This window comes from Luteibacter sp. E-22 (assembly GCF_049913125.1).
In the GTDB taxonomy this organism is placed as follows: domain Bacteria; phylum Pseudomonadota; class Gammaproteobacteria; order Xanthomonadales; family Rhodanobacteraceae; genus Luteibacter.
On record NZ_CP183975.1, the window covers coordinates 1,113,986 to 1,138,407 of the forward strand.

The window sequence follows — 24,422 nt, forward strand, 5'->3', positions numbered from 1 at the left end:
TCGCACGTGGCGAGGGCTCCCGGCTCTCACGCCACGCTCACCTTCCCGAAGCGTACCCGAACGTGGTTTGTCATGCGGATGGGCTGGTGCCGCGTCACCCCATCGCCGCCGCCCGACCGAGCGGCAGGCACGTCGAAGCGGAGGGTGACGAACGGGCCATGCGTCCGGATCTCCGCCGCTGGATGATCCGGCAACATCCCGATGACGAGAGACGCTCATGTCGCTTTACAGAACGGCCCTGCTGTCCCTCGCATTCCTTCCCCTGGCCGGAACGGCCGCCGCCGCCGAGGTCACGCCGGAGGCCGCGGTCGCCCGCTACGTGAAGGCGGAACACGATTTCGATCTTCCCGCGCTGCGCGCGATCCTGCTGCCCGATTTCGTCGAGGTATCGCCACGCGGGGAAGTGGACGAGCACGATGCCGTGCTCGGTTTCTATGCTCCCGAGAAAAAGGGCGACATGCCACCTACGTCGCTCGACGACGTGAAGGCGCGCGTCCATGGCAATAGCGCCTTCGTCACCGGCACCGTGGTCTTCACGGTGAAAGGCATGCAGCGGCGCCTGTCCCTCGGCGCGAGCGTCGTCAAGGGCGCCGAAGGTTGGCGCATGGCTTCGGCGCAGTACACGCCCGTGCCGCCGAAGACGCCCCCGTTGCCTCCTGTGGCGCCGCAACCGCCGGCACCGCCGCAGGCGCCGGTTCCCGGCGGTTGAGTCTTTGCGTTAAAGCGTGAAGTCGGCCTGCACCGGAAAGTGATCCGACGGATAGCGCCCGTCCTTCGATGAGGTGACGGTCTTGACCGACGTCGCCTCGACACCGCGATAGAGTATCCAGTCGATCCGTTTCGTCGCCTTGCCGGTGAAATCGTGGAACGTCTCCGCGGGGCCTTCCTGCTTCGGCGCGGTGTTCCATGCATCCTTCAGCGACGCGGTGAGCGACTTGTGCGTCTCACTGTCCGGACCGGTGTTGAAGTCGCCGGTGAGGATCACCGGCACGTTGGCCGGCAGCTTCGCGATCCACGCGGCGATCTCGCGCGCGCTGCGCGAGCGGGCGTCTTCGTCCTGGTCGCGATAGGGGAAATGCGTGTCCAGCAGGTAGAAGCGCTTGTGGTCGCTGGTTCGTTCGAACAGCGCCCAATTCACCATGCGCGGGAAGACGTTGCCCCAGGTGATGCTTGCGACCTTGTCCGGCGTATCCGAGAGCCAGAAGTCGCCGGACTCGACCACCTTCAGGCTGTCCTTCCGATAGAAGATGCCCATGTGCTCGTCGCCGTGGGCGCCGAAGCGGTCGCGGCCGAACCATGTGTATTCCGGCAGACGTTCCACCGTGTCGTCGCCCTGCTGTTTGTACAGTTCCTGGGTGCCGATGACGTCGGGATGCAGCTGCCGGATGGTGTCGGCGAACAGGTCGCGGCGCTTGTCCCAGCCATTGGGGCCATCCTTGCCGGTCATTGTGCGGACGTTGAACGTCATCACTTTCAGGTCGACCGCCGCGGCGGGAAGGGCGGCCACCGCGATGGAAAGGGCGAGGGCGATGCGAGGGAGAAGGGTCATGGCTACCTGCTTCTGCGGGACGATCGCCCGACTATAGCGGCGCGCCCAAGTCGGTGTCGTGACCTGTGTCGATATCGGGCGGGTGAGGCACAATGACCGGCCCCGGACGATTGGCAGAGGCTTGCATGGCGACGCATGACGACAACGCATCCGAGAGCGGACGCAATGGCCGCAAGATCGCATTGATCGTGATCGCGATCGCGTTCATCGCCTCGGCGACGACGGCGATGCTCGCGTTCACGGCGTCGCATCGCGCACGCGAGGCCGATGCCAAGGCGTTGGAGGCCGACGGCAGCGACCTGCGAGAAATGATCGCCGATTGGCGATCGATCCGGATCGACGCGGAGAAGGCGGCCCCTGAGGATCGCCAGCCACGTGTGGACCGGCTGATTACTCGCATCAATGCGCTGTCCGATTGGAAGCCGCGCACTCCGTGTGGACAGGAAACGCGTGATCGCTTGCGCGGTGTCATGGAAGAACGCGCGCGGCGATTGATGCGTGACGAGGGCGCGCAGGGTGCCGGCATGCCACCTACCGATGAAGCGGACATATTGGCGTCGGCATGGCGCCAGTGCGCGGCCGAACCGGGCAGGGACGTAAAGAACTGATGGGATGAAGAAAGAGATGGTGGCCGAGGACGGAATCGAACCGCCGACACGGGGATTTTCAATCCCCTGCTCTACCAACTGAGCTACTCGGCCACGGGTGCCTGCAACGAGCGTTGCGGCGAGTGGAGCCGCGTATTAAATCCGCTGGGAGCGTCTGCGTCAAGCATCCCGTTCGGGCGGGACATAGCCGGCAGGCTGGACCACGTCGCCGCCGAAGAAGTATTTCTCCATCTCGCCGCTGAGGAAGCTGCGCGTCTTCGGATCGAGCGGGGAGAGCCGCATCTCGTTGATCAGCATGGTCTGGTGGGCGAGCCACTGGGCCCATGCTTCCTTCGAGACGTTCTCGTAAATGCGCTTGCCGAGTTCGCCAGGCCAGGGGGCGAAATCGAGGCCCTCGGCGTCGCGGCCGAGTTTCACGCAGTGGACCAGGCGTGTCATGGGGATATCTCCGGAAGGTTGTCGAGCAGCGTGCGCACCGGCGCCGGCAGGCCGAGCGCCGCGATCTCGTCGCGGCCGCACCAGCGCCGGTCGGCCCGGTCCGCCACGGCGGCGAGGGGGGCCGCATGGTCGAACAGGATGGGCGATACGTCCAGCTTGTAATGGCTGAACACGTGGGTGAAGGCCGGCAGCGGATCGGCGTCGCCGACGCGGGCGAAGGTGGATGCCACGCTTCCGGCGGCATCGGGGTCCGTCGCCTCGGGAAGGCTCCACAGGCCGGACCACACACCTTGCGGGCCACGCTTCTCGAGCAGGATGCGGCCGCCCGTGTCGCGCAGGAGCAACATGGCGAGCGAGCGCGTGGGCACCTTCTTGCCGGGCTTGGCGGTGGGCAGCGTCGCGGTGAGACCGTCGCGGTGAGCCACGCACGAGGCGGCTTGCGGGCACAGCAGGCATAGCGGCTTGCTGCGGACGCATACCGTGGCGCCCAGGTCCATGATGGCCTGCGTGTAATCGGCCGTCCGTTCTTCCGGCGTGTGCTCGTCGGCATGCCGCCAGAGTCGCTTCTCGACCGCACTTTCGCCAGGGAAACCGGCGATGCCGTGGTAACGGGAAAGCACCCGCTTCACGTTGCCGTCGAGGATGGGAAAGCGAAGTCCGTGCGCCTGGGCGAGGATCGCGCCCGCCGTGGATCGGCCGATGCCGGGCAGGGCCATCAACGCGTCGAGGTCCTGGGGCAACTCTTCGCCATGTCGTTCGACGCACAGCTGCGCCGCCCGATGCAGGAACCGTGCGCGACGGTAGTAACCGAGGCCGGACCACAGGGCGAGCACCGTGTCTTCGTCGGCCTCGGCCAGGGCCGCGAGGCTCGGCAGGCGTTCGACGAAGCGCTGGAAATAACCGATGACCGTGACCACCTGGGTCTGTTGCAGCATGATCTCCGACAACCACACGCGATACGCGTCGCGTGGATGCTGCCAGGGCAGGTCCTTGCGTCCATGGTGGTCGTACCAGCGGAGCAGTTCGCGCGCGAACGTATTCATGGAGACACGCTGGGCCTGGCATTCGCGCTCGACCCCGCCATGGCGGGGACGCTGGGCGTGGCGCGGACGCGCAATCCTTTCACGTGCACCGGGCCGGCATCGACGGCCTTCGCGTCGACGGTCCCGAGCAAGGGCGGCAGCGTGGGCGAGCCGCCGGCGTTGATCCCGCTCCACCATTCGGCGAACGCGATTGGTGGAATGCGCAGGTCGGTGTGGTCGTTGTCACCGTCGAGCTTGATCGCGATATAGAGCGGGTCCTGCTGGTTGGCCGGCGTGACATCGAGCACGATGTCGTACGGCGTGCCCGACGCGCGCGTCATGCGGCCAGCCAGCGAAGCGCCGACGTCCGCGCCGCCACGCCATGTGGCGTTCCCGCGCAACGTGGTCGAGAAGATGGGCTTGCTCGCGACTTCGAGTGCGAGGTCGTCGAGCGTGAGCACGCCACGGGCCAGGCGCGGCGTGGTCTCCAGCTCCAGCGTGTACGGCGAGTCGCCCCCCGTGCTGGCGGCGAGCGCGAGATTGAATGGACGTCCATTCGCCAGCCGGCCTGCATCGATGTCCACATCGGAGAGGAAGAGCTGGTTGCCGCGGGTGAGCGTGCCGCGGGTGACGCGGAAGCCCGCGTCGATGGTGGGCAGGATCGCTCCCGCCGTGGACGGGCGCGAGGGCAGGGTATCGAGATAGGCGGATACCGCATTCAGGTCGATGCGCGCACCTTCGACCTCAAGCCGGGAGATCCGCGTGCCGCCGCCCGTCAAGGTGCGCCAGGGAAGCACGAGCTTTCCGCGCGAAGCAACGATCATCGGCGCGCCGGCACCTTCGGCGCGCAATGTGAGCCCTTCCAGTTCCAGCGCAGGCTTGGGCCAGAGGGTGGGGCTGGCGGGGCTGGCCAGGGTGAGGTCGAGGCCGGCGGCGCTGGCGCGGGATTGCAGCAACGCGGTGAAACGCTCGGGTTGGAGCACCACGTACGTGGCGATGAAGGCGGCCAGTACGACCACGGCGACCGTTCCGCCGGCCGCGTAGAGCCCGATCCGCAGTCGACGGTTCATCGTCGCGTATCCTGCGCCGTCGCCTTCACTCAGCCGCCGAGGCTCGCCGGGAGCAGGCCATCCACGAAAGCCTCCGCGTCGAACACGCGCAGGTCGGTGGCCGTTTCGCCCAGGCCCACGTAGCGGATCGGCAGGCCGAATTCGCGGGCGAGCGCGAACATCACCCCGCCCTTGGCCGTGCCGTCGAGCTTGGTCACGACAAGGCCGGTGACCCCGGCGGTATCGCGGAACTGGCGCAACTGGCTGATGGCGTTTTGCCCGGTGGTGCCGTCGATCACCATCAGCACTTCGTGTGGCGCCGCGGCGTCCAGCTTCTTCATCACGCGGGCGATCTTGCCCAGTTCGTCCATCAGGCCGCCCTGGGTGTGCAGGCGGCCGGCGGTATCCGCGATCAACACCTGCGTTCCGCGCGACCGCGCGGCTTGCAGGGCATCGAAGATCACGCTGGCCGAATCGGCATCCTGGCCTTGTGAGACCACGGGCACCTTGTTGCGCTCGCCCCAGGTCTTCAGTTGTTCGACGGCGGCGGCACGGAAGGTATCGCCGGCGGCGAGCATCACGCCGCGGCCTTCGTCGGTGTAACGTCGCGCCAGCTTGCCGATGGTGGTGGTCTTGCCCACGCCGTTGATGCCGACGGTGAGGATCACGAAGGGCGAGGCCGTGGAAACGTCGAGTGGCTTCTCGACGGGCTTCAGCAGGGAGACCAGTTCGTTGCGCAGCGCCTTGAGCAGTTCGCCCGCATCGGCGAACTCGCGCTTGTGCATGCGCTTGCGCAGGTCCTCCACCAGGTTCGTGCTGGCTTCGACGCCGACGTCCGCCGTGATGAGCGAGGTTTCCAGTTCGTCGAGCAGGTCGTCGTCGAGCTTGGGATGACGCACGAAGAGCGAGGTGAGGCTCTTGGCGAAGCCGCTTCCGGAGAGACGCTCGCGCCAGCTGCGCCGGGCCGGCTGCGCATCGTTCTGTTCGGCTTCGCGTGCGGCGTCGACGATGGCGGTTTCTTCCGCCTCCGGTTCGATCTCCGGAGCCTGGGGCTCCGGCGCGGCGGTCTCGACCAGCGTCTCGGCGGTGGCGGAGCCGACCTCGGCCGACGCGGGGTCGGCGGTCCGGTCGACGCGCTCGTCCGCGGCCGGAGACTCGGCGGTCGCGGGTTCGGCGGACTTCTTCTTCCAGAACTTGAGCATTGCGCGAAGGATTCAAAGACAATAGGCGAATGCTATCACCCCCGCCCTCACTGGCCGCTGAGCGATGAGCGCTCCCGGCCGCATCCGCGTCATCGGCGGAACCCTGCGCAATTCACGGATCGAAGTACCCGACCTGCCGGGCCTGAGGCCGACGTCGGAGCGCGTTCGCGAGACCTTGTTCAACTGGCTCCAACCCGTGGTGGATGGAGCACGCTGCCTCGATCTGTTCGCCGGCACCGGCGCTCTGGGCATCGAGGCGCTGTCGCGCGGTGCCGCGGCGGTCACCTTCGTGGAGCGCGAGCCACGCCTGGCGACCGCGCTGAAGGCGAACCTGGCGCGCTTCAAGGTGTCCGGTGAGGTGGTGGGCGATGATGCCGGCAGGTGGCTGCGCGGGCCCGGACGACCGTTCGACCTCGTCCTGCTCGATCCGCCATTCGCATTGGATGCGTGGGCGGATACGGCACGGGCGCTGGAAGAGGGCGGCTGGCTGGCGGCGCACGCGTGGATCTACGTGGAGTCGCCCCGTGGCGCCGTCTTCGCCTTGCCTGACAACTGGCTGCCGCACCGCCAGGGGCAGGCAGGGGAGGTAGCCTACGCCCTCTATCGCCGCACACCTGCCGATCCGTTAAGCTAGCCCGCGTTTTCTCTCGACCCGCCATCCATGACCCCTCTGCCGGCCAATCCGCGTCTCGCCGTTTATCCCGGCACGTTCGATCCCATCACGAACGGTCACGCCGACCTCGTGTCGCGGGCGGCGCCGCTGTTCGACCGCATCGTGGTCGCCGTCGCGGAAAGCCGGAACAAGGGTCCGGGTTTCAGCCTGGGCGAGCGCATCGCGCTGGCCCGCCTCGCCCTTGCCGACCTGCCGAACGTGGAGGTGCGTGGCTTCGACTGCCTGCTCGCCCACTTCGTCACGGAGATCGGCGCGGGCGTGATCCTTCGCGGCCTGCGCGCCGTGTCGGACTTCGAATACGAATTCCAGCTCGCCAGCATGAACCGTCACCTGATTCCCCAGGCCGAGACGCTGTTCCTGACCCCGGCGGAGCAATACAGCTTCATCTCCTCCTCGCTCGTGCGTGAAATCGGTCGCCTGGGTGGCGATATTTCCGGCTTCGTGCATCCGGCGGTGCAGCAGGCCATGCGCCAGCGCTGGCGCAACTCTTGAAACCAAAGGTGATCATCATGCGTAAGTTCGTTCTCGCCGCGTCCGTGGCCCTGACCGCCGCCCTGGCCCTCTCGGCCTGCAACAAGTCCGAAGACACCGACCAGGCTGCCACGCAGCAGGAAGCCGTTGTCGCGAAGCCGACCAATCCGACCGATACCAAGGCGTGGAGCCAGTATTTCGGCCAGATCGTGCGGAAGAACATGCAGGGCATGACGGCCGACCGTCCGTTCCCGTACTTCGTGCCGGCCGGCGACGACCAGGCGGGCCAGGATGGCCGTGCACGCCAGCTCGAGAACGTGCAGGGCACCGTCGCCCGTGGCGTCACGCCGGGCAACATGCTCGTCTTCGGCGGCCCGGAGTCGGCCAAGACGGCCGACCTTATGGTCGAGGCCTTCAAGGGTGCGAATGCGGGCTCGTTCAAGAACGTGATCGTGCTGTTCATCGGCGACCAGGCCGACCAGCAGCGCGTCGCCGACGCCGTGGGCCCGAGCGGCGCGACGTTCCGCTTCGTCGCGATGTAATCGAGCCGGGTGACCGGCTTGAACGAAGGGCGCCGCTTGCGGCGCCCTTTTTTGTGCGCCGCCAACGAGCCGCGCCCTGGTGGGGGCCGACCCTGTCGGCGATGGGGGCTTGCCGTAACTGGGCCCGCTGCCGCGGGATCGCCGACAAGGTCGGCTCCCACCAGGCAGTGTATCGCCGACAGGGTCGGCTCCCACCTCAAGCGGCTCCCACGCGGGCGTGCTCCCACCAAGTCGGCTTTCCACCTGGGTCGGCGCCCGCCACGGCCGGGCGGGCGCAGGTAGGGTAAAATGCGGGAATGTCCCTGCTTATCCTCGATACCTGCGTCAACTGCGACGTCTGCGAGCCCGTGTGCCCGAACAAGGCCATCTCGCTGGGCGAGCAGTACTACGTGATAGACCCGAACCTGTGCACGGAGTGCGTCGGCCACTTCGACAACCCGCAATGTGTCGAGGTGTGTCCGGTCGAGTGCATCCCGCACGATCCCGACCATGTGGAAACGCGCGAGCAGCTCATGCTCAAGTACGAACACCTGATGGCGAAGGCCGGCACGTAAACGCTCTACGGGCGTCATGGGTTAATCTCAGGGGTAGCGATATCCTTTCCGGAGAGAAATCCCCATGGTCCATGCTCCGTCGTGGCGCGTACTTGCCGCGAGCCTCTTCCTCGTCGTCGGCGCCGGTCAGGCTGCCGCCAAGGATGCTCCCGCTTCACGGGGCCCCGGTCAGGCCGCCATCGCCAGCGCCAACTTCCTGGCCACCAACGCCGGATTCGAAGTACTCGCCAAGGGCGGCAACGCATTCGACGCGGCCGTCGCGGTGTCCTCCACGCTGGCCGTGGTGGAACAGCAGAGTTCCGGTATCGGCGGTGGCTTCATGGCCCTGCTTCACAAGGCGTCCGATGGACGCAACGTTTTCATCGATGCCCGCGAAACGGCGCCCAAGGCCGTGGACATGAAGGTCTACGTCGGCAAGGACGGCAAACCGAACCGCGACGTATCGACCAACGGCCCGTTGTCGGCGGGCATTCCGGGTGAGCCCGCGGGCCTGGCCTGGATGGCCGAGCATTACGGCAAGCTGCCTTTATCCACGTCGCTGGCCCCGGCGATCCGGATCGCGAAGGAGGGCTTCCAGCCCGATGCCCGCTTCATCGGCACCATCGAGGACCGCAAGGACGTCCTCGCGCGCTATCCCGCATCGGCCGCGATCTACCTGCCCGATGGCAAGGTGCCCGCGCAGGGCTGGACGTTGCGTCAGCCCGACCTCGCGAAGACGCTGGAACGCCTTGCCGCCAAGGGTGCCGACGGCTTCTACAAGGGCGAGACGGCGACGTTGCTGGTCTCCGCCTCGCGCGGTGCCGGCGGCAACTGGACGGCAGCCGATCTGGAGGCGTACCGCGTGAAGGAGCGCGAGCCCCTGAGCGTCGACTACAAGGGCTACCGCATCGTCACCGCGCCGCCGCCGTCGTCGGGTGGCGTGGCGATCGCCGAGGTGCTCAACATCCTCGCCGGCTTCGACCTCGCCAAGCTCGACCTCGCCCATTCCACGCACCTGACCATCGAGTCGATGCGGCGCGCTTTCCGCGATCACAACGAATACCTGGGCGATCCGGATTTCGTGAAGATGCCGCTCGACATGCTGTTGTCGAAGTACTACGCGGACGGCCTGCGCGCGACCATCTCGCCGGACAAGGCGACGCCGTCCGACTTGCTGCCCGCGGCGATGGCTGCCGATCCCGGCATGCACACCACGCATTTTTCCGTGATCGACGCCGACGGCAACATGGTGGCGTCCACGCTCACGGTGAACCTGGAATTCGGTTCGGGCTTCGTCGCCAAGGGCACGGGCGTGGTGCTCAACGATGAGATGGACGACTTCGCCCTGGTGCCGGGTCAGCCCAACGCCTTCGGCCTGCGCGGCGCCCTGGCCAACGCCCCCGAACCGGGCAAGCGCATGCTTTCCTCGATGTCGCCCAGCTTCGTCTTCGGTGCCGATCGCACGGCGGTGATCGGTTCGCCCGGTGGCTCGACCATCATCACGCAGGTGCTCGAAGGCATCCTCGCCTTCATCGACGGCAAGAGCGCCTCCCAGATCACGGCGCAGAAACGCTATCACCACCAGTACCTGCCCGATCGCGTGGACGTGGAAGCGGGTGCGTTCGACGAGGCCACGGCCAGGACGCTCACGGACATGGGTCATGTATTGAAGAACCGCTCGCCGTGGGGTTTCATGAACGTGGCTACCTGGGATCACCGGACCAACGTGCTGGATGCCGCCACCGATCCGCGCCGTCCGTCGGGCCTGGGCAAGGTAGGTGCAGTAAAGTCCGTCCCATGAAGCTATGGTCACTGATCGGCAATTCGCAAAAGCTCGACGGCGGCGCCATGTTCGGCAATGCGCCGCGCGCCATGTGGGCGCGCTGGATCGAGCCTGACGAACAGAACCGGATTCCGCTGGCCTGTCGTTGCCTGCTCGTCACCGGCCTGGATGGCCGCAACGTGCTCTTCGAGACGGGCATCGGCGCGTTCTTCGAGCCCGCGATGCGCGAGCGCTACGGTGTGGTGGAGGAGCGGCACGTGCTGCTCGATTCGCTCGCCGAGGCGGGCCTGGGCCATGAAGACATCGACGCGGTGGTGCTCTCGCACCTGCATTTCGACCATGCCGGCGGCTTGCTCGCCCCGTGGGCGGAAGGTGAACCGGCACGGCTGCTGTTCCCGAACGCGCGCTTCCTCGTCGGGGCGGCGCATTGGGAACGCGCCCGCAACCCGCACCCACGCGATCGCGCCTCCTTCATCCCGGACATCGTCCGGCTGCTGGAAGAGAGCGGCCGGCTGGAGCTGGTGGAAGAAGGCAAGCCATCGTCGCTGGGCGGCTCCGTGCGCTTCGAATTCTCCGAAGGACACACGCCGGGGTTGATGCTCGCCGAAGTGGGTGGCGTAGTGTTCTGCGCCGACCTCATTCCCGGGCGCGCCTGGGTGCACGTGCCGGTGACGATGGGATACGACCGCTGGCCGGAGAAGCTCATCGACGAGAAAAAGTCCTTCCTGGACGACAAGATCGCGCGTGGCGTGAAGCTGTTCTTCACGCACGATCACGATTGCGCGCTGGCGAAGGTGGAGAAAGACGACAAGGGCCGCTACACGGCGACCGATACGCTTGGGCGACTGGCTGGGCTCGATGTCTAGGCGAGCAGGGGATGGGGGCAGGATGTCATCGAACTACAGGATGAACCAGACGGGGATGGCCTTGGGAACCCGGCTCGCCGGTGCCGTGTTGCTGCTGGCCGGCCTGGGCCTCGTGGCCTGGAACGAACGCCGCGTGATGGACTACGCCGCCGCGGTGGCCCGGCACGGCTCGCCGGTGCTCGACCTCGGCGCCGGGGGGCGACCCACGTCCGGGCAATACGGTGCGCTCACCCGGGTCAGCGGCATGCCATTGATCGTCGAAGCGCCGCGCGATGCGGAATTCGACGTCCGCGCGGAATCGCCGATCCTCATCCGCCACGTGGAGATGTTCCAGTGGCGCGAGATCACCGTGGGTGGCGCCTCCCACTACGAACTCGACTGGGTGGACCGCCCGATCGACGCCACGAATTTCGCCAAGCCGGCGGGCCACGTGAATCCAGGCGCCTTTCCGATCCAGGGCAGGCAATTCGAAGCCGGCGAGGTGAAGTTGGGTAACTTCAAGCTGTCCGAGACGATCCTGCGCGCGTTCCCGGGACGCGTGACCGTTCCTCCGGACGAGAAGAAACTGCCGCCGAACCTGGCCGCGACCTTCCAGCGCGCGGGTGATGCGCTGGTCACCAGCGCCAAGCCGGCCAATCCTCGTCTCGGTGATCTGCGCATCAGCTGGGAAGCGGTGCCTTTGCAACCGATGACCGTGCTGGCACGCATCGATGGCGATACGCTGGTGCCGGCTGCGAGCCGCGATGGCGACAATGGCTTCGACGTGCAGGTGGGCGAACGCAGCCTGCTCGACGTACTGCCCGCGCTGCCCGAACCGCCGGACGCCGTCATGCTCGTACGTGGGGGTTCTTTCGTGCTGGCGATACTCGGGTCGCTGCTGCTCGCCTGCACCAGCCGTCTACGTAACGACGTGCTGTTCGCCATCGGCATCGGCGCGGTGGTGGTATCCGCCGTCGCCGGCGTCATGTGGCTGGCCGGCGACGCGATGGCGGCCAGCGTATGGTTGCTGGTGGCCGTACTGGGCGCGGGACTTGCGATCTGGCGGGTTCAGGCCTCGGCTTCGACGGCCGCCGTGCCATCGGCGAAGGAGTAGACGTGGTCGGCCCAGTTCGCCGCCTCCACGTACATCGCCGCCATCGTGTGCACGTGTTGCTCGCGTAACGCCGTATCGCTTTCCAGTTCGCCCTGTTCCCAATGGCGGATCTGGTCGAGGATCGGAGCGAAGGGGCCGGTTCCTTCGAGCAGGGCCTCGCGGATCTCGATCGCCAGCGGCAGGTGCTCCAGCACATAGGCCATGGACACGTTCATGAGCGTGTCCAGCAATGAGAACAAGCCGGCCGTGAAGGCCATTTCCTGCAGTTCGGGCTTGATGGCACGCGCGAGCTTCTCGCACATGTGCGCGCGGATCAGGGCAAGGCGGAGCAACTCCGGCGGACGCTCGTCCATGCCCGATACGGCCATGGTGAAGATCCAGTTGCGCATGCGGTTGACGCCGAAGAATACCGCCGCCTGTTCCACCGACTTCAATTGGCGGGGCAGGGCGAAGTAGGCGGAGTTCACGCAACCCAGCAGCTTGTAGCTGAGGATGGCGTCGTCGCGGATGATCTTGCCGAGTTCGACCGGGCCGTTCTCCGGGTCTTGCAGCGCGCCCATGAGGCGCAGCACGCCGAGCTTGCTCGGGCTGAGGCGCGGCATGTCGACGCGCTCCGGGCGGAGCAGGTACTTGCCCTGGAAACCGTCGACATCCTGGTCGGCGTAGTCGACGAAGGTTTCGTGCGTATCGACGCCGGTGACGATCACCTTCACGCCGAACGCGTGCACGTAATCCATGTGCGCGCGGGCGGCCACGGGATGGCGATGGTCCACCGCCACCTTCGCGAACTGCACGATGCGCAGCAAGGCGTCGACGCCGGCCCGGTGTTCCGGGTCGGCGGGCAGGTTGAAATCCTCGAGCATGAAGAGGCAACCGTGACCTTTCAGTTCGCGGAGCTTCACCAGGAGCTGTTCATCGGTGCCGACGTCGGCACTGATGCTGGCGCCGAGCCGCGCGTTGTGGCGCAGGAGGTCGGCGTGCTGCAGCAGCAGGTCGCGCGACATGTGCAGGAACGCACGATTGTCGCGAACGAGGCGCTTCAGGCTGCCATCGGCGATCGCACTGAGCGTCGCTTGCGTATGAGCGAGCGAGGCGGCATCGATATCGCTGCCGATCGGCCGGGGGAAGAGCAGTTCATAAGCGAACAGGGACTGCTTCTTGTCCAGGATGGGCACGCGGACGATGGGGAGGATACCGTCGTCGTTCACCGCTGCCGGCTGGGGATGTGCTGCCATTGCTTCCTTCTTGCGCCGTCTGGGTGAGCCTTGAGTATCGCTGCTTCGTTTCGGTCAAACCTGTGCAAGGGTCGCGGAACGAAGATTCACTTTCGCCACGCCGTTGCGGCCGTAGGTCGAACCGCCTGGCGATTCGCCCGAGATCAGGGCGAGGGCCTGGCGGACGTGACCCATTCGCTGGGCGACGATGCGGCCATTCACTTCATTGAGCTGCCTGCATTCGCCAAGGCGCTCGAGGGTGTGCAACCAACGCGGGTCGAGAAGGCTGTCGATGCCGGCCGCGTCGCCCAACTGGCGACGCTCCACGTCGAGTTTCTCGATCCGGTCGAGCAGCTTGCCTTTCGCCTGGCCGGCGGCTTCCAGCGCCTGCGGATCTGCCTGGCCAAGGGCCATGCGTTCTTCGACCAGGCTGGCATGCAGGGCGTCGACCTCACGGGCGAGGTCGCCCATGACCGCGACGAGCGCGGCATCGAAGTCGGGGCCGAGCGGGCCGGTCATGCCTTGCTACCGCCCATCTGGCCTTCCAGCGCGAGGAACTTGCTGGCGATGGCCTGGGCATCCGGTTTGTAGGTGCCATCGGCGAGGCGGGAGCGGATCTCGTCCACGCGCTTCGTATCGATGTCGTCGCCGCGGCTCGCGGCGTCGAGCGCCTTGGCCGAATCCGTGATCTTGACGCTGTCGTCGCTCGGGCGCACCGAACCGGTGCCCTGGGTCGAACCGGCGGAACCGGCGGCCGGGTTCTGGGTGCGGAGCTGCACCTGGGGCTGCGGGGCCTGGAGGCCGGGTTTGATGGTCGTCGTCATGGATGTATCCCTCGGATCATTTTTCCGTCAGACCTTTATCGGCGGTCGGCGGGCGAACTTTAGCCGGCCTCAAGCCGTGAAGTGTGACCTGGTTCGGATTTCGTTCACGGCAGGACCGCGACGGCGCCGGGGCCGCTCACGATCGCGTCGAGCACCTTGCCCGACGAGGCGTTGCGGACCTTGAGCCGCGCGCCGGTATCGCCGGCACCCATGGCCACGCCCTCGGCGTGGATCGTCACGCCGTCGATGCTGGCTTCCATGCTCACGGCGTCGCCGATGCGCACGGCCTGGCGGCCGGCGAGCATGCCGGGGGTGAGCACGGTGCCCGCGCCGAGCGGCCGGGCCAGCGAACGGCCACCGATCTGGTCGATGTCGGCCACGTACCCATAGGCAAGCGTGGCGACGTCGCGTTCTTCGGCATGGACGTCGCCCGCACCGATGCCGTCGCCGCGGGCGAGCGGCCTGCTGGTGACCAGCACGTTGGTGAGCATTTTCACCCTTACGGGCACGCGCACCGTCCAGCCGCCCGGAACGGGGCAGTGGACCGTCACGCTGACCCGGGCACCGAGCGGGCGATTGCCGGGCAGCGACGCTTCCAGCGGGGTGGCGCAGTCGGCCAGGCGCAGCCGGCTGTCGAGGGCGCCGGCCTCGGCGGTCATGCGGGCGCCAGGCAGGTTGCGATGCTGTTGCAGCCAGTCGACGGCGGTGCTGCGTATCGCGTCCAGCGACTGGCCCGCTTCCACGGATGGAGGAAGGGCGAGCATCGCGGCGAAGGCGACGCCGATGGCGAGAACGCGATGGATCACGCGGCGCGTTCCGCCAGCGAGGTGGAAAGGCCTTGGGCGATGGCGTCCAACTCCTTCACGAGGCCCGGCAGCATGTGTCCGGCATCGGCGTGGCGGCCTTCGCCCAAGGTGATGGCGTACTGCGAGGCGAGGATGGAGAAACGCTCGCCGGCGGCGCGGATGGCATCGGCGGAGTCGTCGGGCCGGCGTGCGCGGAACTGCTCGATGCAACGCATCATCGGCGTGGTGTCGAGCCAGCGGCGATCGAGGCTGGACGGATCGCGCGACGCGAGTTCGAGGGCATAGCGCAAGCCCTGGCTGGCTTCGCGGATCATCTGGCTGAGGCTGGCGGCATCGAGGTTGCCTTCGGTTTCCAGCTTCGCGAGACTCAGGCGATGGGCGAGGACGGCGGCGCGCGCGGCCGAGTCGGCCTGGCGCCGTGCGTCGTTGCCGATACGGCTGAGCGTGCCTTGCGTGGCCTGGATCGCGGCGATGCGGCCCTGCAGCGCACCCATGCCTTCGCGTGCGGCGTCGAGGCTGCCGCGCGCGCCGCGCACGGCGTCGTCGACGCGTCCGAGCGAGGCCTGCATGCCGGCGATGCCGGACTGGGACTGGTCCAGGCGGCGCAGGCTCGTCTGCACGGCCTCGTCGAGATGTCCGGAGAATTCGCCCACCGCCTGGGTGACCTGATCGATCTCGGCGGTCGCCTGCGTGGTCTTTTCCGCCAGTTGCTTCACTTCGTCGGCCACCACCGCGAAGCCGCGTCCGGCTTCACCGGCGCGAGCCGCTTCGATGGCCGCGTTCAACGCCACGAGGTTGGTCTGGTGGGCGATGTCCTGCACCGCGGCCGTGAGCTTGCGGATGGCGGTGAAATAATCGGCGAACTGGGCATGGTTGCGGCTCATCCCCGACAAGGCGCTGCGCAGCAGGCGCAGTTGGCCGTCGAGTTCGGCCGACGTGGCTTGTCCCTGGCTGCCGGCATCGGCCATCCCGGCGACGCCGGCATGGGCCTGGTCGATCGCTGTCGAAATCCTGGCGCTGGCCTCCGTCAATCGGCCGGCGGTATCGCGCGCGCCTTCGACGGCGGTGCCGAGTTCCTGCAGGGTCGTGCCGAGCGCCTGGGCGTTGGTCAACACCATGCCCTGTTGCTCGATCGCCTGGATGGTCGTCGCCGCCGCGGTACGTGGCTCGGCGGGCTTGAGCAGGGCACCCAGCGCGCTCGCGGCCGCCGGGTACTGGGCGGCGAGCGCCCGCACGCGTGCGGTGTCGCCGCTTGCGGCGGCGTGGGCTAGGAGGCGGACGTGCTGGCTCCAGAGGAGGGTCATGATTTCGCTTTCGCTTTGTTCGGGTGGTCGCCTCACTACATCGGTAGGAAGGCCGGCTTCTTGAGCCAAGCAATCGTCGTGCCATGAGACGCGCCTCAAGCTCGCCGGCCCCCGGCCGATACGTTCCGCGACTTCTTCCGTAGACGCATGCGCAGCCCATGGCCCGACCGCTCCTCGATACCGTGGAAACATTCACCCGCCTAGCGGGCCATAACCGCGTGGCGATGCTGCTGTTCCGGCTGGGCGATGGCCAGGCCTTCGGCATCAACGTGTTCAAGGTGCGAGAGGTACTGCGCCGGCCGCGGCTGGAGCGTATGCCCAGCATGCACGAGCTCGTCGCGGGCAGCTTCGACTACCGCGGCAGCACCATTCCGGTGGTCGACCTGGCTGCCGCCATGGGCTATCCACCGCTCGCCACGGAGGACGGAGCGCACCTGATCGTGACCGAGTTCAACCGGTCGGTGCAGGGCTTCCTTGTCTCCGACGTGGACCGCATCGTCCACGTGGACGGCGGCAACCTGGCGGCGCCGCCCCCCGCGCTGGGCTATGGACCGCGTGTGAACGCGGTAACCCGGCTGGACGGCAACCTGATGGCGGTGGTCGATGTCGAGCAGGTGCTGGCGAGCGTCGATCCACGCGTGGCGGAATTGTCCGAACGCGTGCAGCAGGCGGCCCAGGTCCGGCAGGCATCGAATCGCCGGGTGCTGGTGGTGGACGATTCCCTGGTCGCCCGGACGCAACTGGTCGATCTCTTCCGCAAGATGGACCTGGAGTGCGTGGTGGCCAAGGACGGCAGCGAAGGGCTCGACATGCTGCGCAGCCTGGCGATGGGGCCGGCCGCGGAGCGGATCGCCCTGGTGGTGTCCGACATTGAGATGCCGGCGATGGACGGGTATGCACTCACCCGCGCCATTCGTGAGGACGCCCAGCTGCGTCATCTCAAGGTCTTGCTGCATAGCTCCCTGAGTGGCGTGTTCAACGAGGCGATGGTGGAGCGAGTCGGCGCCGACCGCTTCATCGCGAAGTTCCAGCCCGACGTGCTGGCCACTGCCGTGCTGGAGTTGCTGCCGGCCTGATAGCCGCCGCCACCCTGTCAGCGATGTGACGCAGGCGGGCGCCGGAATTCCGACACGGCATCGGGTGGACCCGGCCACCCGCCACTGAAAACGGCGCCACGACGCCGTTTCACCCGCGCCGCCCTGGCGTGGCACGCGAATTGCTCAACCCCTCGAGCCAAGGTCACGAGAGGGGAGAGCCCATGATCGACAAACCCGATGCGCTGTTCGGCGTTCACGCCCAGGCCCTTGGCCTGTGGCAGAGCCGTGCCGAGGTGATTTCCTCGAACCTCGCCAACGCCGACACGCCGGGCTTTCTCGCCCGCGATCTCGATTTCCGCAAGGTCATGACCGCCGCCACCGGCGCCGTCGACGGCAATACGTTGCCGATGACGGCGACCGAGGCCGGCCATATCGGCGGCAACCCGGCCGTGGCCCTCGCCGATGCCCAGAAGCTCGCCTATCGCGCCGAGACCCAACCGACGATGGATGGCAACACCGTCGATACCCAGGTCGAGCAGGCGCAGTTCGCCGCCAACGCCATCCACTACCAGGCGTCGCTCGGCTTCATCAACGCGCAGATCCACACCATGCGCCTCGCCATCACAGGGTCCAGCTCATGAGCCTGCTCAAGATCTTCGACGTCGCCGGTTCCGGCATGGCCGCGCAGTCGGCGCGCCTCAACACCACGGCCAGCAACATGGCCAACGCCGACAGCCTTGCGAGCAGCGAAGCGGGCGCCTACCGCGCGAAGCAACCCCTGTTCTCTGCGGTGCAGCGCCAGGTGAACGGGCAGATGGAAAACGAAGGGGTGCGCACGCTCGGCGTCACCGAAAGCCAGGCGCCGGTGCAGTCGCGCTTCGAACCTTCCAATCCGCTCGCCGATGCCAATGGCTATGTGTATTCGAGCAACGTCAACCCGGTCGACGAGCTGGTCAACATGATCTCCGCGTCGCGCTCCTACCAGAACAACGTCGAAGTCATGAACAGCGCCAAGCAGCTCATGCAGAAGACGCTCGACCTCGGCAAGTAAGGATTCCCATGGCAGTCGATACCGTCAACGGCAGCTCAACATCCACCGCCCAGTCGTCTTCTGGCCAGCTTCAGCAGCAGACGCTGAGCCAGTCGGATTTCCTCAAGCTGATGGTCACCCAGATGACCAACCAGGACCCGACCAAGCCGATGGATTCCACCCAGATGGTGGCCCAGATGGCGCAGTTCTCGCAGGTGGCCGCCACCCAGGAACTGCAGCAGTCGTTCGACTCGCTGGCCACGAACCTCAGCGGCGACCAGTTCGTCCGCGCCGCCGCACTGGTGGGCCAGGAGGTGCTGGTGCCGTCCACGGCCGGCAAGCTCACCGATGGCAGCTTCAACGGCGCCGTGAACGTCGGCACGTCGGGCACCTACGTGAACGTGCAGGTCAAGGATTCGTCGGGAAACATCGTCCGCACGATATCGCTGGGCCAGCCCGACGCCGGCCTCGTCCCATTCACGTGGGACGGCAAGTCCGACGACGGCACGCAGCTGGACGACGGCGTCTACAAGATATCCGCTACTTCCGGCGGGACCGCGATCGATACCTTCGTTCGCGGCAAGGTGGAAGGCGTCGGTGCCTCGGGTACCGACGGAACCTACGTGCAGGTGGCCGGCTACGGCGGTGCCCTGCTCAGCCAGATCGCACAAATCCTGTAATTCCAGCGAGGAAACCCACCATGCCATTCGACATCGCCCTCAGCGGCATCAACGCGGCGTCTTCCGACCTGGAAGTCACCGCCAACAACATCGCCAACGTGAACACGGTCGGCTTCAAGGGCTCGCGCGCCGAGTTCTCGCAGGTCTATTCGGTGGCCGGCGAGAACCTCTCGGCCACGGCCGCAGGCAGCGGCGTGCGCCTGACCAACATCGCCCAGCAGTTCGGCGACGGCAACGTCACGCAGACCGGCAACTCCTACGATTTCGCTCTCAGCGGCGCGGGCTTCTTCACGCTTCGCGACGGCGCGGGCTATTCGTACTCGCGCGCGGGCAACTTCCACCCGGACGAGAACGGCAACATCGTCAATGCCACGGGCCAGTTCGTGCAGGCCTATCCCCCGACCGCCACGGGCGGCTTCGACATCAGCAGCCTCGCCGACCTGAAGATCACCAACGGCTCCAGCCCTGCCAAGGCCAGCTCCGCCATCGGCATCACGGCGAACCTGCCGTCCAATGCCACGGCGCCGACCGGCGGCGCGTTCGATCCGACGAACGACAAGACCTACAACAACCTGTCGACCTTCCAGGCCTACGACTCGCTCGGCGCCTCGCATACGGTCAACCTGTACTACGTGAAGGACGCGACCGCCGCGAACACGTGGAACGTGAGCATGACGGTGGACGGCACGCAGGTCGGCACGTCGCAGCAGGTGGCGTTCAATTCGGGCGGCGCGCTGGTGCCGACCAATGGCGGCAAGCTGGTCTTCGGCGCGGTGTCGCCGAACCCGGGCGCCGCACCGATGAACCTCTCCATCGACATGAACAAGGTCACCCAGTTCGGCAATACCTTCGCCACCACGGCGGTGGCCAACGACGGGTACGCGGCCGGCACGTTCTCGAAGATCGACGTGGCGAAGGACGGTACCGTCTCGGCCATCTATTCCAATGGCGTCTCCACGCCGCTGGGCCAGCTGGCGATCGCCACCTTTGCCAACAACCAGGGCCTCCGCCAGCTCAACGACACCAACTGGGTGCCGTCGTCGGAGTCGGGCCAGCCGATCCGTGGCGTCGCCAACTCCGGCGATGTCGGCACCATCCAGGCCGGTTCGCTCGAATCGTCGAACACCGCCGACCTGACCGCCCAGCTGGTCAACATGATCAAGGCGCAGCGCAACTACCAGGCGAACGCGCAGGTCATCTCGACCGACGACAAGCTGACCCAGACCATCATCAACATCCGCAACTAAGCGCGCCCGCGCCCGACGGCTCTCCCGAGGACTTCGCCATGGACCGCTCCGTATATGTCGCGATGACCGGCGCCACGCAGATCATGCGTGCGCAGGCCGAGGTGGCACACAACCTGGCGAACGCCAACACTGCCGGATTCAAGGCGGAACTGTCGGCCTTCCAGAGCCTGCCCGTGCAGGGCGATGGCCTGCAGACGCGGGTCAACGGCGTGGCCCAGGGCACCGGTTGGGACATGACCGCCGGCAACCAGATGCAGACGGGCAACGACCTCGACATCTCGGTGCGGGGCGACGGCTGGATCGCGGTGCAGACCCCGGACGGCACGGAAGGCTACACCCGTGCCGGAAACCTGCGCATCGATGCCGACGGTTTGTTGACGGACATGCGGGGCAACGCCGTGCTCGGCGGCGGTGGCCCGATCACGATCCCGCAGGCGTCCAGCGTGAAGATCGGCTCCGACGGCACGATCTCGGTCGTGCCCCTCGGCGAAACCCCGGCCACGGTCGCCACCACCGACCGGATCAAGCTGGTCAACCCGGGTAACGACCAGCTGGCGTACGCCAGCGACGGCCTCATGCACATGAAGGACGGTACCCAGGCGCCCGCCGACGCCAACGTGCGCGTCGATGCCGGCGCGCTGGAGTCGAGCAACGTCAATCCTTCCGACGTGCTGGTGAAGATGATCTCGCTGTCCCGCGAGTTCGAAATGCAGGTCCGTTCGATCAAGACCGCCGACGACAACGCACAGTCGGCATCGAAATTGCTACAGGTGGGGTAACCACCGTCGGGCGACGCAAAACCGTCGCCGGCATGTAAAGCGCCCGCGCGCAGGAGTCAACGATGTTCACGTCCCTCTGGATCGCCAAGACCGGCCTCGATGCGCAGCAGACGCGCATGGATGTCGTATCGAACAACCTGGCCAATACCAACACCACCGCGTTCAAGCGTTCGCGTGCCGAGTTCGAGGACCTGTCCTACCAGAACCGCGGCCAGGCCGGTGCACAGACGACCGAACAGACGCAGTCTCCCACCGGCTTCATGCTCGGTACGGGCGTGCGCGTGGTCGGCACGCAGAAGATGTTCGAGCAGGGTGGCGTGCAGCAGTCCGACAATCCGCTGGACATGCGCATCGAAGGCCGTGGCTTCCTGCAGGTGACCCTGCCCGATGGCACCGTCGGCTATACGCGCGACGGCGGCCTGAAGCAGGATCAGGACGGCCAGATCGTCACCAACGACGGCTATCCGCTCGAGCCCGCGATCACAATTCCCGCCAACGCGAAGACCATCAGCATCGGTACCGACGGCACGGTCAGCGTGACGACCGCCGCCAGTGCGGCTTCACAGCAGATCGGCACGATCCAGCTCGCCGATTTCGTCAACCCGGCGGGCCTCGAACCGCGCGGCGACAACCTCTACCTGGAAACGGCCGCCAGTGGCGCGCCGCAGACCGGTACCGCAGGCCTCAACGGCCTGGGCACCATCGAACAGAACTCCCTGGAAACCTCGAACGTCAACGTGGTCGAGGAAATGGTGAACATGATCGAGACGCAGCGCGCCTACGAAATGAACTCGAAGGCGATCTCCGCGGCCGACCAGATGCTCCAGTTCATCTCCAACAAGACCTGAGAAACGTCATGAATCGTTCCCTCGTCCGCCTTCTCGTCGCCGCGCTGCCGTTCGCAGCGCTCGGTGGCTGCGCCATCGTCCCGCCCACGCCCAAGCCGATGTACACAGCGACGCTTCCCGTCGAACCGGCTGCGCAGCCGCAGGCCACCGGTTCCATCTACGCCGACCAGCAGTCGATGGAATTGTTCGCCGACCCGCGCGCGCATCGCATCGGCGATATCCTGACCATCACCCTGGTCGAGTCCACGCAGGCCAGCAAGAAGGCCGCGACCAGCACGAACAAGAAGAACGGCAACACCATCTCGTCGCCGACCCTGCTCGGCCAGGGCCTGCGGATCGGTGGCAAGACCGCCGACAGCTCCTTGTCCAGCAGCAACGCGTTCGCCGGCGACGGCTCCAGCGAGCAGAGCAACCAGCTTACCGGCGAGATCACCGTCACGGTGGCGCAACGCCTGTCCAACGGCGCCTTGGTGGTACGTGGCGAGAAGTGGCTGACGATCAACCAGGGCGAGGAACTGGTGCGCATCTCCGGCATCGTCCGTCCGCAGGACATCGGCAACGACAACATCGTCGCGTCCAGCCGCGTCGCCGACGCGCGCATCGAGTACGTGGGCAAGGGCACGCTGGCCGACGCGAACACGCGCGGCTGGTTGTCACGCTTCTTCGATTCGAAGTGGATGCCGTTCTGATGAAGACCACGCAGCGCATCCGCATGCTCGTTCGCAGCGCCGCCGCCGTGCTGGCCCTGGGGATCGTGGTGCCCGTGCAGGCCGATCGCATCCGCGACCTGGTGCAGGTGGGCGGCGTGCGCAGCAACCAGTTGATCGGCTACGGGCTGGTCGTCGGCCTCGACGGCAGTGGCGACCAGACCAGCCAGGCGCCGTTCACGACGCAGAGCCTGGAGAACATGCTGCAGCAGTTCGGCGTCAACGTACCGTCCAATGTCCGTCCGCAGCTGAAGAACGCCGCGGCGGTGACGATCACGGCCGAACTGCCGCCGTTCGCCAAGCCCGGCCAGCGCATCGACGTGACGGTGGCCTCGATCGGCAACGCCAAGAGCATTCGCGGTGGTGAACTGCTGATGTCACCGCTGAAGGGTGCGGACGGCCAGGTGTATGCCATCGCCCAGGGCAGCGTCGTCGTGGGCGGCGTCAGCGCCCAAGGCAAGAGCGGTTCCAGCGTGCAGGTGAATATCTCCGCCAGCGGCCGTATTCCCGGTGGCGCCAGTATCGAGCGCAGTGTCGCCTCGTCCTTCGACAAGGGCGGCGACCTCATGCTCAACCTCAACACGGCCGACTTCACGACGGCCTCCCGCATCGCCCAGGCGGTGAACCAGAGCTTCGGCGCAGGCACGGCCAACGCCATCGATTCGGCTTCGGTCGCCGTGCGCGCGCCGCTGGACCCTTCGCAACGCGTGTCGTGGCTGTCCACTATCCAGGCCCTGGAAGTCACCCCGGGCGACGCTCCGGCGCGGATCATCGTCAACTCGCGTACCGGCACGGTCGTGATCGGTTCCGACGTGAAGGTGGGCGCGGCCGCGGTCGCGCACGGTTCCATCCAGGTCACCATCAGCGAGCAACCGCAGGTCAGCCAGCCCGGCCCGTTCAGCCGCGGCCAGACCGCCGTGGTGCCCAGCAGCCAGGTTGCCGTGAGCGAGGAAGGCGGCCACATGTTCAAGTTCGGCCCGGGCACCAGCCTGGATGCCATCGTGCGTGCCGTGAACCAGGTGGGCGCGTCGCCGAGCGACCTCATTTCGATCCTGCAGGCGCTGAAACAGTCCGGCGCGCTGCACGCGGAACTGGTGGTGATCTGACATGGCCGCCGCCGTCGACACCCAGAGGCTCGGCACCTACACGGACATGTCCGCGTTCGCCGGACTACGGTCGGCCGCGCAAAAGGATTCCAAGGCGGCCCTGCCGACCGTCGCCAAGCAGTTCGAGTCCATCTTCACCCAGATGATGCTGAAGTCGATGCGCGACGCCAGTGCCGCGATGGGCGACGACATCATGGGCTCGCAGGCGGCCGACGCCTATCGAGACATGTTCGATCATCAGTTGTCGCTCACCCTGTCGCAGGGCAAGGGTATCGGCATCGCCGACATGCTTATCCGCCAGCTGGGCGGCGGCACGTCGAAGGCCGGTTCGTCAGACGACCTGTTCGCCGGTGTCACCGGCGACGCCAGCACCGCCGCCGCCGTCTCGTCGCCGTCCGACCAGGACAGCGGGCTCATGGACTCGCTCGAGCGCATGCTCGGCCGCGCCGGAAAGGCCGTGGGCGATGGCGCGAACGCGGTGGCGGACGCGGTCGGCAAGCTGTCCATCTCCGGTCCGGAAGACTTCGTGCAGAAGCTTGCGCCGCATGCCATCGAGGCGGCGAAGAAGCTTGGTGTGTCCGTGCGCGCGCTGCTGGCACAAGCCGCGCTGGAAACCGGCTGGGGAAAGCATCTGCCGGCACAGGGTGGTACCACCAGCTTCAACATGTTCGGCATCAAGGCGGGCAGTAGCTGGGATGGCAAGCGAGTGAACGTGCCGACGCTCGAGTACGAGGACGGCGTGGCCGTGCGCCGCAAGGACAGTTTTCGCGCCTACGACTCGCCGTCCGACTCGTTCAAGGACTATGCCGACCTGGTTGCCAACAGTCCGCGCTATGCATCGGCCGTGGGTCGTGGCGACGATGTGGCCGGTTTCGCGCATGCCCTCGTCAAGGGCGGTTACGCCACCGATCCCAGCTATGCGCAGAAGCTCACCGATATCGCCAACGGTCCGGTGATGAAGCAGGCGCTTGCCGCGCTGAAGCACATCGCGGCGGACCTGTAAGACACGGG

The 24,422-nt window shown here is 66.8% G+C and carries 29 protein-coding genes and 1 tRNA gene; 19 read left to right on the top strand and 11 right to left on the bottom strand.

Going from position 1 to position 24,422, the window contains the following annotated elements; translation table 11 throughout:
• Nucleotides 1-217 precede the first annotated feature (217 nt).
• Complete coding sequence (locus tag ACN9M2_RS04845) at nucleotides 218-709, top strand: nuclear transport factor 2 family protein (protein WP_426287025.1); 492 nt, start codon at nucleotides 218-220, stop codon at nucleotides 707-709.
• 9 nt (nucleotides 710-718) lie between these two features.
• Here ACN9M2_RS04845 and ACN9M2_RS04850 read toward each other — a convergent pair whose 3' ends face one another.
• Nucleotides 719-1,549, bottom strand: a complete 831-nt coding sequence (locus tag ACN9M2_RS04850) for an endonuclease/exonuclease/phosphatase family protein (protein WP_426287026.1) — start codon at nucleotides 1,547-1,549, stop codon at nucleotides 719-721.
• Nucleotides 1,550-1,674: 125 nt separating this feature from the next.
• On the opposite strand from ACN9M2_RS04850, the gene ACN9M2_RS04855 reads away from it, so the two are divergent.
• On the top strand, nucleotides 1,675-2,157 hold the full coding sequence (locus ACN9M2_RS04855) for a hypothetical protein (RefSeq protein WP_426287027.1): 483 nt from the start codon (nucleotides 1,675-1,677) through the stop codon (nucleotides 2,155-2,157).
• 17 nt (nucleotides 2,158-2,174) lie between these two features.
• Here ACN9M2_RS04855 and ACN9M2_RS04860 read toward each other — a convergent pair.
• The 5 genes from ACN9M2_RS04860 to ftsY all read right to left on the bottom strand — a co-directional run bounded on the left by ACN9M2_RS04860 (nucleotide 2,175) and on the right by ftsY (nucleotide 5,868).
• A tRNA-Phe gene (locus ACN9M2_RS04860) sits at nucleotides 2,175-2,250 on the bottom strand.
• 66 nt (nucleotides 2,251-2,316) lie between these two features.
• The gene (locus tag ACN9M2_RS04865) at nucleotides 2,317-2,595 is read right to left on the bottom strand and encodes an oxidative damage protection protein (protein WP_426287028.1); all 279 of its coding nucleotides are present in this window, start codon (nucleotides 2,593-2,595) and stop codon (nucleotides 2,317-2,319) included.
• Nucleotides 2,592-3,638 carry an A/G-specific adenine glycosylase gene (mutY, locus tag ACN9M2_RS04870; RefSeq protein ID WP_426287029.1) on the bottom strand — a complete coding sequence of 349 codons (1,047 nt, stop codon included), beginning with the start codon at nucleotides 3,636-3,638 and terminating at the stop codon, nucleotides 2,592-2,594. The genes ACN9M2_RS04865 and mutY overlap by 4 nt, the downstream gene beginning before the upstream one ends.
• A complete protein-coding gene (locus ACN9M2_RS04875) occupies nucleotides 3,635-4,687 on the bottom strand; it encodes a membrane assembly protein AsmA (RefSeq protein ID WP_426287030.1) in 1,053 nt (350 codons plus the stop codon). The genes mutY and ACN9M2_RS04875 overlap by 4 nt, the downstream gene beginning before the upstream one ends.
• A 29-nt stretch (nucleotides 4,688-4,716) precedes the next feature.
• Nucleotides 4,717-5,868: a signal recognition particle-docking protein FtsY gene (gene ftsY / locus ACN9M2_RS04880; RefSeq protein ID WP_426287031.1), complete on the bottom strand. Its 1,152-nt coding sequence runs from the start codon at nucleotides 5,866-5,868 to the stop codon at nucleotides 4,717-4,719.
• Between the two features lie 64 nt (nucleotides 5,869-5,932).
• On the opposite strand from ftsY, the gene rsmD reads away from it, so the two are divergent.
• From rsmD to ACN9M2_RS04915, 7 genes are all read left to right on the top strand, one after another.
• Nucleotides 5,933-6,502, top strand: a complete 570-nt coding sequence (gene rsmD / locus ACN9M2_RS04885; protein ID WP_426287032.1) for a 16S rRNA (guanine(966)-N(2))-methyltransferase RsmD — start codon at nucleotides 5,933-5,935, stop codon at nucleotides 6,500-6,502.
• Nucleotides 6,503-6,529: 27 nt separating this feature from the next.
• Complete coding sequence (gene coaD / locus ACN9M2_RS04890; protein WP_306851747.1) at nucleotides 6,530-7,033, top strand: pantetheine-phosphate adenylyltransferase; 504 nt, start codon at nucleotides 6,530-6,532, stop codon at nucleotides 7,031-7,033.
• Between the two features lie 17 nt (nucleotides 7,034-7,050).
• Nucleotides 7,051-7,554, top strand: a complete 504-nt coding sequence (locus ACN9M2_RS04895; RefSeq protein WP_426287033.1) for a hypothetical protein — start codon at nucleotides 7,051-7,053, stop codon at nucleotides 7,552-7,554.
• A 296-nt stretch (nucleotides 7,555-7,850) separates the two neighbouring features.
• Nucleotides 7,851-8,108: a YfhL family 4Fe-4S dicluster ferredoxin gene (locus ACN9M2_RS04900; RefSeq protein WP_306851743.1), complete on the top strand. Its 258-nt coding sequence runs from the start codon at nucleotides 7,851-7,853 to the stop codon at nucleotides 8,106-8,108.
• A 64-nt stretch (nucleotides 8,109-8,172) separates the two neighbouring features.
• Nucleotides 8,173-9,888, top strand: a complete 1,716-nt coding sequence (ggt, locus tag ACN9M2_RS04905) for a gamma-glutamyltransferase (RefSeq protein WP_426287034.1) — start codon at nucleotides 8,173-8,175, stop codon at nucleotides 9,886-9,888.
• The gene (locus tag ACN9M2_RS04910) at nucleotides 9,885-10,736 is read left to right on the top strand and encodes an MBL fold metallo-hydrolase (RefSeq protein WP_426287035.1); all 852 of its coding nucleotides are present in this window, start codon (nucleotides 9,885-9,887) and stop codon (nucleotides 10,734-10,736) included. Before ggt ends, ACN9M2_RS04910 begins: the two co-directional genes overlap by 4 nt.
• A 22-nt stretch (nucleotides 10,737-10,758) precedes the next feature.
• The gene (locus ACN9M2_RS04915) at nucleotides 10,759-11,829 is read left to right on the top strand and encodes a TMEM43 family protein (protein ID WP_426287036.1); all 1,071 of its coding nucleotides are present in this window, start codon (nucleotides 10,759-10,761) and stop codon (nucleotides 11,827-11,829) included.
• Here ACN9M2_RS04915 and ACN9M2_RS04920 read toward each other — a convergent pair.
• The 5 genes from ACN9M2_RS04920 to ACN9M2_RS04940 form a co-directional block, all read right to left on the bottom strand.
• Nucleotides 11,784-13,064: an EAL and HDOD domain-containing protein gene (locus ACN9M2_RS04920; RefSeq protein ID WP_371022176.1), complete on the bottom strand. Its 1,281-nt coding sequence runs from the start codon at nucleotides 13,062-13,064 to the stop codon at nucleotides 11,784-11,786. The genes ACN9M2_RS04915 and ACN9M2_RS04920 overlap by 46 nt on opposite strands.
• A 54-nt stretch (nucleotides 13,065-13,118) precedes the next feature.
• The gene (locus ACN9M2_RS04925; protein ID WP_426287037.1) at nucleotides 13,119-13,562 is read right to left on the bottom strand and encodes a flagella synthesis protein FlgN; all 444 of its coding nucleotides are present in this window, start codon (nucleotides 13,560-13,562) and stop codon (nucleotides 13,119-13,121) included.
• Nucleotides 13,559-13,867: a flagellar biosynthesis anti-sigma factor FlgM gene (flgM, locus tag ACN9M2_RS04930; protein ID WP_426287038.1), complete on the bottom strand. Its 309-nt coding sequence runs from the start codon at nucleotides 13,865-13,867 to the stop codon at nucleotides 13,559-13,561. Before flgM ends, ACN9M2_RS04925 begins: the two co-directional genes overlap by 4 nt.
• 104 nt (nucleotides 13,868-13,971) lie before the next feature.
• The gene (gene flgA, locus ACN9M2_RS04935; RefSeq protein ID WP_426287039.1) at nucleotides 13,972-14,673 is read right to left on the bottom strand and encodes a flagellar basal body P-ring formation chaperone FlgA; all 702 of its coding nucleotides are present in this window, start codon (nucleotides 14,671-14,673) and stop codon (nucleotides 13,972-13,974) included.
• Nucleotides 14,670-15,977, bottom strand: coding sequence for a methyl-accepting chemotaxis protein (locus ACN9M2_RS04940; RefSeq protein ID WP_426287040.1), 1,308 nt, complete (start codon nucleotides 15,975-15,977; stop codon nucleotides 14,670-14,672). The genes flgA and ACN9M2_RS04940 overlap by 4 nt, the downstream gene beginning before the upstream one ends.
• Nucleotides 15,978-16,135: 158 nt before the next feature.
• Between ACN9M2_RS04940 and ACN9M2_RS04945 the strand changes: the two genes are divergently transcribed.
• The 10 genes from ACN9M2_RS04945 (at nucleotide 16,136) to flgJ (ending at nucleotide 24,414) form a co-directional block, all read left to right on the top strand.
• The gene (locus ACN9M2_RS04945) at nucleotides 16,136-17,053 is read left to right on the top strand and encodes a chemotaxis protein (protein WP_426287041.1); all 918 of its coding nucleotides are present in this window, start codon (nucleotides 16,136-16,138) and stop codon (nucleotides 17,051-17,053) included.
• A 182-nt stretch (nucleotides 17,054-17,235) separates the two neighbouring features.
• Nucleotides 17,236-17,655 carry a flagellar basal body rod protein FlgB gene (gene flgB / locus ACN9M2_RS04950; protein ID WP_426287042.1) on the top strand — a complete coding sequence of 140 codons (420 nt, stop codon included), beginning with the start codon at nucleotides 17,236-17,238 and terminating at the stop codon, nucleotides 17,653-17,655.
• Complete coding sequence (gene flgC / locus ACN9M2_RS04955) at nucleotides 17,652-18,065, top strand: flagellar basal body rod protein FlgC (protein ID WP_306851719.1); 414 nt, start codon at nucleotides 17,652-17,654, stop codon at nucleotides 18,063-18,065. Before flgB ends, flgC begins: the two co-directional genes overlap by 4 nt.
• Nucleotides 18,066-18,073: 8 nt before the next feature.
• Complete coding sequence (locus ACN9M2_RS04960) at nucleotides 18,074-18,724, top strand: flagellar hook assembly protein FlgD (RefSeq protein ID WP_426287043.1); 651 nt, start codon at nucleotides 18,074-18,076, stop codon at nucleotides 18,722-18,724.
• Between the two features lie 20 nt (nucleotides 18,725-18,744).
• Complete coding sequence (gene flgE / locus ACN9M2_RS04965) at nucleotides 18,745-19,971, top strand: flagellar hook protein FlgE (RefSeq protein WP_426287044.1); 1,227 nt, start codon at nucleotides 18,745-18,747, stop codon at nucleotides 19,969-19,971.
• A gap of 38 nt (nucleotides 19,972-20,009) precedes the next feature.
• A complete protein-coding gene (gene flgF / locus ACN9M2_RS04970) occupies nucleotides 20,010-20,750 on the top strand; it encodes a flagellar basal-body rod protein FlgF (protein ID WP_426287045.1) in 741 nt (246 codons plus the stop codon).
• A 62-nt stretch (nucleotides 20,751-20,812) separates the two neighbouring features.
• A complete protein-coding gene (gene flgG, locus ACN9M2_RS04975) occupies nucleotides 20,813-21,598 on the top strand; it encodes a flagellar basal-body rod protein FlgG (protein WP_371022166.1) in 786 nt (261 codons plus the stop codon).
• An 8-nt stretch (nucleotides 21,599-21,606) separates the two neighbouring features.
• Nucleotides 21,607-22,287, top strand: coding sequence for a flagellar basal body L-ring protein FlgH (gene flgH, locus ACN9M2_RS04980; protein ID WP_426287046.1), 681 nt, complete (start codon nucleotides 21,607-21,609; stop codon nucleotides 22,285-22,287).
• Nucleotides 22,288-22,310: 23 nt separating this feature from the next.
• Complete coding sequence (locus ACN9M2_RS04985; protein WP_426287867.1) at nucleotides 22,311-23,411, top strand: flagellar basal body P-ring protein FlgI; 1,101 nt, start codon at nucleotides 22,311-22,313, stop codon at nucleotides 23,409-23,411.
• Between the two features lies 1 nt (nucleotide 23,412).
• A complete protein-coding gene (flgJ, locus tag ACN9M2_RS04990; protein ID WP_426287047.1) occupies nucleotides 23,413-24,414 on the top strand; it encodes a flagellar assembly peptidoglycan hydrolase FlgJ in 1,002 nt (333 codons plus the stop codon).
• The last annotated feature ends 8 nt before the right edge of the window (nucleotides 24,415-24,422 follow it).